General features: G+C 47.4%; 8 protein-coding genes. 7 read left to right on the top strand and 1 reads right to left on the bottom strand.

Features of this window, described 5'->3' with window-relative positions; all coding sequences use genetic code 11:
• Positions 1-145 precede the first annotated feature (145 nt).
• Positions 146-280 (top strand): hypothetical protein, encoded by a 135-nt coding sequence (locus tag KJS69_RS30075; RefSeq protein ID WP_283777498.1) that lies wholly within the window; start codon positions 146-148, stop codon positions 278-280.
• Positions 281-310: 30 nt separating this feature from the next.
• Positions 311-1090, top strand: a complete 780-nt coding sequence (locus KJS69_RS29220) for a TetR family transcriptional regulator (RefSeq protein WP_213587756.1) — start codon at positions 311-313, stop codon at positions 1088-1090.
• A gap of 66 nt (positions 1091-1156) precedes the next feature.
• On the opposite strand, the gene KJS69_RS29215 is transcribed toward KJS69_RS29220, so the two are convergent.
• Entirely contained in the window at positions 1157-1555 is a 399-nt protein-coding gene (locus tag KJS69_RS29215; RefSeq protein WP_306434444.1) for an acetamidase/formamidase family protein, read from the bottom strand.
• Positions 1556-1793: 238 nt separating this feature from the next.
• Here KJS69_RS29215 and KJS69_RS29210 point away from each other — a divergent pair, with 238 nt between their 5' ends.
• The 5 genes from KJS69_RS29210 (at position 1794) to KJS69_RS29190 (ending at position 7750) form a co-directional block, all read left to right on the top strand.
• A complete protein-coding gene (locus KJS69_RS29210; RefSeq protein WP_213587754.1) occupies positions 1794-2753 on the top strand; it encodes an alpha/beta fold hydrolase in 960 nt (319 codons plus the stop codon).
• 579 nt (positions 2754-3332) lie between these two features.
• Positions 3333-4034, top strand: coding sequence for a PIG-L deacetylase family protein (locus KJS69_RS29205; RefSeq protein ID WP_213587752.1), 702 nt, complete (start codon positions 3333-3335; stop codon positions 4032-4034).
• A 209-nt stretch (positions 4035-4243) separates the two neighbouring features.
• Positions 4244-5188, top strand: a complete 945-nt coding sequence (locus KJS69_RS29200; RefSeq protein ID WP_249730768.1) for an ABC transporter permease — start codon at positions 4244-4246, stop codon at positions 5186-5188.
• Positions 5189-5200: 12 nt separating this feature from the next.
• Positions 5201-6094, top strand: a complete 894-nt coding sequence (locus KJS69_RS29195; protein ID WP_213587748.1) for a carbohydrate ABC transporter permease — start codon at positions 5201-5203, stop codon at positions 6092-6094.
• 66 nt (positions 6095-6160) lie between these two features.
• Entirely contained in the window at positions 6161-7750 is a 1590-nt protein-coding gene (locus KJS69_RS29190; protein ID WP_213587746.1) for an extracellular solute-binding protein, read from the top strand.
• Positions 7751-7903: the final 153 nt, after the last annotated feature.

The following is a 7903-nucleotide window of genomic DNA, read 5'->3' as shown; positions in this document are numbered from 1 at the left end:
TTGTCGGACGACATCAAGTCGAACTTCTTCATACAATTTGTTGGATCGTCTCATCCTGGTCGCCTCCCTTAGAAATACAATAATATATTGTAGGCTGAGACTCCAGTTTGATTAGGGGGCCGTGGAGAAAGGAGTTGATCTTGCTGTGTCTCATGGCGCTAAAATTAACAGAGTACTGTATAATGAGAAGCAATTCAGAGATGCATTGGATACATTAAGCAAAGCGATCAACGAATCTAAATATGACGTCAACATTCTAATGATATCGGAATCGACGTAAAAGCTTCATAAAGGAAGTAGGCATTGGATCATGAAGACTTATGAACAAATTTATAACGCGGCCATTCAATTGGCTTCCGAGCGTCCCGTCGATCAAATCAGCTATGCCGATGTTGCAGAGCGGGCGGGTGTCCATTGGACAACCGTGCGGAGGCATCTTGGAAAGAAGGATGAAATGAAAGAGCTGCTCGCCAAGAAACAGGCGGAGCAGGGCCTGACAAGCGCAGACACTCGCACTCGTTTGATGGATGCAGCGATCCAGGTATTCGCTGCGCATGGATACTCGGGGGCTACCTTGGATCAAGTAGCCGCCGAAGCCGGGCAGACGAAGGGCGCGGTCTATTGGCATTTCTCCAACAAAGCCGATTTATACATGGCGATTTGCGAGCGGAATCTGCTTCAACAGGCTCAATTCATCCCCCAGCAAGCGGAAGCTATTCTGCGGGCAGGCGACCCTGTCAGCACGTTAGCGGGTTGGTTGCGATCCCAATTGGAAGGATGCATGGGAGCCCCCGGCAGGCCGATGCTGTTCTTTGAATTTTTTACGACCAGCCGTGATCCGGCTATAAGAGAGCAAATGCAGGACATTTTCGAAGTGTTTTATGGCACGATTGAGAGCATGTTTCAAGCTTTTCAAGTCCAAGGTTTATTGCGGAGTGACATTAACTCTCAGTCTTTGGCAGTCTTTATCCAAACCGTGTTAAACGGCCTGCTGCTAACGTGGATGCTAGCTCCCAAGGGATTGGACATGAATGATTTTGCTTATGATGCGGCAACGCTGCTTTGGAGCGGTTGCTCTCCCTGCAACTGATCTAACCGGGCTGTCTGGCCTCGGCGGCATTTCCGACGGATTCGCCCTCACGATGTTTTGTTAGGGTTACCGCAGGGCGTCAAACGGGAGAAACGCATGAACGCCTTTGGCGGAATTAACGATCTGGGTGATGCGGAGATCGACGGCTAAGGATGCGTAAGCGTAAGCCTCCGTACGCGAGATCCGATAGATCGATGACATCCAGTCGAGCCTGTTCTGCAGGGCTATCCACATCGCCTCCTCCAGATCTTCATGAAACCCCATCGCAAGCCATCCTGTGCCGGTCTTAGCTCTTGGCATCGTCAGCGGCATATCTTCCCTCACCTTTAACGTACAGCTCACCCTCTCCATCGGGCACTCCAGTGCAGGTCCGCTCACTTCGCCGTCGCCTTGGGCCGCATGGCCATCTCCGATAGAGAATAGCCCTCCTTCCACCGGTATCGGTAAATACAGAGTATTGTTCAAGTCAATATCGAATTCCCCTATAAAGTAATAATAGTTTCGTTTTAATTAAATCCGTAACCGGAATATACTCAAGGAAACGCCTCATTCAGGAAACACCTATGGATAAGTGTTATATATTTGCTTCAGATCCGGTGCACTCATGCTAGCCCAAGTAAGGAGAAGGGCAAATGAAGCATCAAAATTATTATATATACATACCAATAAGTATGTTATAGTTATACCGAGGAGGATGTTGGTTATGGTAATTTTATATGTCATTACTGGATGTTTGGCGGTAGCCGGCTTGTATTTGTACAATCAGTATAAATTTATGCAGGCGGAGAAGGCGTATCTGCCTACCGGTCGTTATGTAACGGTGGAAGGCATTCGATTGCACTATATCGATAGGGGGGAAGGCAGACCGATTATTTTTCTGCATGGCGGGGTGCTTACGGGAAACGATTTCGATCAAGCGATGGATCTTGCGGTATCCCAAGGATATCGAGTGCTTTCTTTCGACCGTCCCGGCTACGGGCATAGCGAACGACCCAGGGGAGTAAAGGTCACTCCGCTGACGCAAGCCAAGCTTCTTCATGAAGCAATCAAGGCCATCGGCATAGAGAGACCTATCCTCGTCGGTCATTCGTGGAGTGGGATTCTGGTCCTTTCCTATGCTCTTCAATACCCGGATGACCTATCTGGAATGGTCATTCTAGGAGGAGGGATGTATAAGGAAGGTTATCCGGCGGAAAAAGGGGATCCCCTTTCCCGAATCGTTCTGACGCCCTTCCTGGGTTCATTTGTGCTGAACACATTACTGGCAACCTTGGGGCCGCTCATGGCTAAGCATATCTTGAAGCTGACTTTTGCGCCCGAATCGGTTCCTGCGGATTACCAGCAAGCAACGTTGGCCCTTTGGCTGCGGCCGTCTCAGTTCAAAGCGAACAGGCAGGATGTTATGGCATTTGCCCCAACGGCCGAACAAATTAGCAAAGACTACGGAACCATCATGACTCCCGCCGTCATCGTCGTCGGGACGAGCGATCCTTTTCCAACCAAGGAACATAGCTACAGGTTGGTTAATGAATTGCCGCATGCCCAGCTTATCGAGCTGCCGGACGCAGCGCATATGATTCCGCAAAACCATCCCCAAGCCGTAGTGGATGCGGTGGAGAAATTGATTCGTGAAATTGATGTTAACTGTATTTTCTGTAGGTAAACGGAAGCAAAGGGGAAGAATGGGCTAGACTAGATGGAAAAACTGCATTTAAAATGAAGTTTTTTTGCGGATATCCCTCTTTTGGCACTAAATAGATGGAGGTTTTCCCTTTAGTTGTCGTTTTTAACCCTAAATGGGGCAAATTAGCTGCATGAAATCCATTTAGAATAGATCCCCATGCTGTGTGAGTAGACTGCCGGCGTGGTGGCGCCAGCCAGCCGTTATTCTATTTTGCGACCCTTTAGCTTAGCATCTATGCTCAATTGGGTGCCGCGAGGCGGGTTGTTCTGTTTGACTATGTGATGAAGTTGGAACGATCCGCTTTATGCTTTTATTTCCTCTTTTAATTTGAACAGAAACCCCCAATGTCTTTAACCTCCTTAACCATGTAAATTTATTTTAAGAAATTATCGATATAATGAATATTTTTTTCTGAGATTAACGTATATTTGTATAGTAGGCAGGCCTTTCAAGGAAGAAGGAAACCACAGGAATGGCCAGAAAGAATACCTGAAAGCAGCCCAAACATCTTGTCAACGATTAGGAACAAGAGGATTACAATTAATGGGGGGAATGGAAATGCATTTAGTCGTGTTGGGGGCGCATTGCGGAGATGGTGAAATTCAAGCCGGAGCTATAGCCCATAAGTATGCGAAAGCAGGCCATGAAGTAACGTTTGTCCATTTAACGGCTGGGGAGAAGGGTAATCCGAAAGACATTTCCGTTGAGGATTATCGGTTGCAAAAAATAGAAGAATCCGAGAAAGCAGCAAGTATTCTGGGAGCCAAGACAATTACGCTGGACTATAAGGATGCGGAACTTGCCTTCAATGATGAGATCGTTACTCGTGTCGCTACCTTAATGCGCAAATTAAGACCGAATGTCGTCATTACCCATTGGGAACAAAGCATTCACCCCGATCACGCTCTTTGCCCGCGAATTGTCCAGGCTGCACAGTTAAAATCGGGTCTTCCCGGATTCGATCTGGACGGATTGCCGGCCCATTATTACGGATTTTATCACAGTGAAAACTGGGAAGACATGGAGGGCTACGTCCCGGATTTATTCATAGACGTATCGGATGAATTCGATACCTATCTGGAGGCGCTTTCCCAATATTGGTTTGTTATGAACTCCACATCGTTCCGTTATTATGATTACTACAAAGCGCTTGGGACCGTAAGAGGCTGTGTAAACCGCACGAAATATGCGCAAACTTTGAAATTCCCTACAGGTACCAATGTGCGAAAGGGCAGCATTATTCCGGGCTACGAGCTGTAACCAGTCCTCGATAGGTTTTAAGATTTGGATTGGCAAGGAGATCTTTTTTGACGGGGGTTATTATCTTATAGCCCCCACCTATATCACCCCAGAAGGAAGCAAGTCAGACCACCTTATCCAACGATCGGCAAGGAATCTTTGGATTAGAGAGGGGTAGTCGATAAAGCATGAAAGGACAGAACCATGCAAGTGTAAGTGCTCATGCCGCCATGAACCGGCCAAGGAAGGACCTGCCGGCGCTTAAACCCCGGCCTAATCATCCGAAGCTGAAGAGAATGATGAAATATTGGCAGTTGTATGTTCTGCTGGCTCCCGCCCTGATCTATTTTATAGTGTTTAAATATTATCCCATGTATGGAGTTCAAATCGCCTTCAAAAATTTCGTAGCCGCCAAAGGGATCCTTGGCAGCGACTGGGTCGGATTTGATCATTTCATACGTTTTTTTGATTCCTATTTTTTTTGGGACCTCATGTGGAATACATTATCTATTAATTTGTACGGCCTGGCTTTATTCCCCGTTTCTATTATTGTCGCGTTATCGCTTAACGAATTAAGAACAGGCTCCTTTAAGAAAATTACCCAAACGATCACCTATGCCCCCCACTTTATTTCTGTAGTTGTTTTTGTCGGGATGATCATCGCCTTTCTCGATCCGGATACAGGGATTGTCAACCACTTCCTTCAGTGGCTAGGTTTGGAACCGGTTAGTTTCATGACCAGTCCGGCTTGGTTCAAAACAATCTTCGTATTCTCAGGAGAATGGCAGAACCTCGGCTGGGGAGCGATTATATACTTGGCGGCATTGGCGGGAATCGATCCCCAATTGCATGAAGCGGCCAAGGTGGACGGAGCGTCCAGACTGCAGCGCATAAGGCATATCAACATCCCGGGAATTCTGCCGACGATTATTATTCTTCTGATCTTAAATATGGGGAACATGATGTCCATCGGGTTCGAAAAGATCCTATTGATGCAAAATCCGTTGAACCTGGAGTCCTCCCAAGTTATTCAAACCTATGTTTATGAGATCGGGATTCTATCCGGGCAGTACAGCTATTCCACAGCGGTCGGTCTATTTAATTCTGTCATCAATTTTGTCATTCTTTTATTCTTTAACCGCCTCGCCCGAAGAACGGGTACGAGTTTATGGTAAAGGAGTACTCCTATGATAAAAGAAGCAAGATCCGATAGAATTTTCGACATAGGCAACAAGGCATTGGTATGGTTTTTTATCCTCATCATCATCTACCCGCTGATTTACATATTAAGCGCATCTATTAGTGATCCGAATTATGTGAACTCGGGCAGGATGTGGTTGATTCCGAGAGGCATTACCTTCGAAGGGTTTATCCGGGTTTTCAACAGTACGGAGATCTGGAGTGGGTATCGCAACACGATCTTCTATACTTTGCTGGGGACGTTCATCAACTTGGCGGTAACCCTGCCCTGCGCCTACGCTCTGGCCCGGCAAGAGCTTGTAGGAAGAGTAGTCATCATGGGCCTGCTGATCTTCACGATGTTCTTCGATGGCGGCCTCATCCCGACGTATCTGCTGGTCAGAGATCTCGGCATGATTAATACGATCTGGGCGATGGTCATCCCGGGGGCGGCTTCTGTTTGGAACATCATCGTAACGATGACCTTCTTTAGAGTAACGATTCCACGCGGCTTGGAAGAAGCGGCGGAGATAGATGGCGCGTCGGTGTTCAGAACGTTCTTTCAAATTGTTCTGCCTTTGTCGGCGCCTATCATTGCGGTGATGGCCTTATTTTATGGGGTGGGGCACTGGAATCAGTATTTCGCAGGGCTAATCTTTTTATCCGACCGGGAGCTCTTCCCCCTGCAGCTAATTCTGAGGGATATCCTCATTCAACAGGAAATGACCGCTGAACTCATGATCCAAGGGGCCAATCCCGAAGCCATTGGCGAGCAGGCCAGAATAGCCAATGTAATCAAGTATGCGGTAATGATTGTTTCGGCCGCTCCTCTTCTCCTGATTTACCCGTTTTTACAACGATTTTTCCTAAAGGGGGTCATGATTGGTTCGATCAAAGAATAATTATCTCGGGTCATTTGGGGCGGGCATGCCCCACAGGATATTCAAACCTTAGAAGGGGGAAATGTCATGCGCAGCAAAATGGTTTTAGCTTCGGCGGCGGCACTTCTGTTAACCGGGTCTGTCTTTACAGGCTGTTCAAAATCGGAGAAAGCCTCCGATGAGAAGCCAAGCAATTTTAACGAAACCGGGTTTCCTATCGTCAATGAACCGATTACTTTGGAGATGATGGCGCAAAGCTCGCCTTTGCAGCCGAATTGGGACCAAATGGCCTTCTTTAAAGAAATGCAGGAGAAGACTAATGTTTCTTTTAAATTCAAAAATTCCACGTCAGAGCAGTTTCAGCAAAAGAAGAAATTGGCCTTTGCCAGTATGGAGCTTCCGGACGTATTTTTTGGCGCCAATCTAACGGCAAATGAAGAGGTCGAATACGGCTCTCAAGGGCTGCTCATTCCGTTGGAGGAGCTGATTGAACAATATGCCCCCAATCTGAAGAAAGTGATGGAGAAGCATCCGGATCTTAAAGCTTCTATTACGGCCCCGGACGGCCACATCTATGCTTTGCCTGGGCTGGATAATCTGATCCATTCCCAGACGCCGTTAATATGGATGAATGGACAGTGGCTGAAAAATTTAGGCGTAGAAAGACCTTCCACTACAGAAGAACTGTATGCCTTGTTGAAACAATTCAAGGAACAGGACCCGAATCAGAATGGCTCTGCGGATGAAATTCCGCTCTCCGCCTCCAGCGTAGCGGAGCTCCGATATTCGCTGCTGCCCAGCTTCGGGATCTCTGAAGCGGATGGCATTTTTGAACGGGACGGCACCGTGCACTATGCTTTTATCCAGGAAGAATACAAGGAATATTTAACCTTCCTGAACCGCCTATATGCAGAAAAATTGTTGGACTCCCAACTCTTCTCCCACACATGGGAGCAGTATGTCGCCAAAGGGGCGGCCGATAAAGTCGGTGTTTTCCCGACCTGGCCCATCGTTATGATTGGGTTCACCGATGTGACGGAAGCGGCTAATTACCCGCTGCTGCCAGCGCTAACAAGTCCGGCCAACGATCAGAAGCTGGTTACCAAAGTGTCTGAAATCAAGCGGGGCCGGTTCGCCATCACCAACAAAAACAAACATCCGGAAGCGACCATGCGCTGGGTGGATCACCTCTACTCGGAGGAAGGGACTATTCTAGCCCGCCTTGGGGTGGAAGGGAAGAATTGGAAGTGGGTCGATGAAGGCCAAACGAAGTGGACCCTGCTGGCACCGGAAGGAATGAATACGACCCAAGCCAATGCCCAGGATGCCCCGGGGGCCGGCTCGAACGTTCCTATGGTGATAGACCATGAATTTTTTATAAAGGAAGATAATCCTACGATTCATACGATTTCAAGCTGGGTGGAAGAAGAATATTTACCCTATGCTAAAGTTCCCTTCCCGCAAATTTATTTTACGGTTGACGAGCAGACGACTTACAGTACGATTAAACCGGACATCGATACCTATCTTAAACAGATGGAAGCCAAATTTGTATCCGGTGAGATATCCATTGACAAAGGCTGGGACGAATATGTAAGCACCATGAAAAAGTTGAAGGTGGATGAATTGGTTAAAATTAATCAGGCGGCCTATGACCGCTGGGCAAAGGCCAAATAAGCAGAGGATCCAATAAATATGTATTGAAGGGGCTGTCCAATAAGTCCCTAAAATAAAAAGTTGGGCGGAAAACAGGCACGTTTTCCGTCCAACTTTTTTTCGCCTTTGTTTCTGTAAGAAAGCGGCGAGGCGGATGCCTGCTACTTTCAGTAA

Origin of the sequence: Paenibacillus sp. J2TS4, from assembly GCF_018403245.1 — a bacterium.
GTDB lineage: Bacteria > Bacillota > Bacilli > Paenibacillales > NBRC-103111 > Paenibacillus_L.
The sequence above is the reverse complement of the archived record's forward strand: the minus strand, read 5'-3'. Positions and strand labels throughout refer to the sequence as shown.

Coding starts and splice junctions, on each gene's coding strand:
- KJS69_RS29195 (WP_213587748.1), top strand. CDS start 5,201: ATGATAAAAGAAGCAAGATCCGATAGAATTTTCGACATAGGCAACAAG.
- KJS69_RS29220 (WP_213587756.1), top strand. CDS start 311: ATGAAGACTTATGAACAAATTTATAACGCGGCCATTCAATTGGCTTCC.
- KJS69_RS29205 (WP_213587752.1), top strand. CDS start 3,333: ATGCATTTAGTCGTGTTGGGGGCGCATTGCGGAGATGGTGAAATTCAA.
- KJS69_RS29200 (WP_249730768.1), top strand. CDS start 4,244: ATGAACCGGCCAAGGAAGGACCTGCCGGCGCTTAAACCCCGGCCTAAT.
- KJS69_RS29190 (WP_213587746.1), top strand. CDS start 6,161: ATGCGCAGCAAAATGGTTTTAGCTTCGGCGGCGGCACTTCTGTTAACC.
- KJS69_RS29210 (WP_213587754.1), top strand. CDS start 1,794: ATGGTAATTTTATATGTCATTACTGGATGTTTGGCGGTAGCCGGCTTG.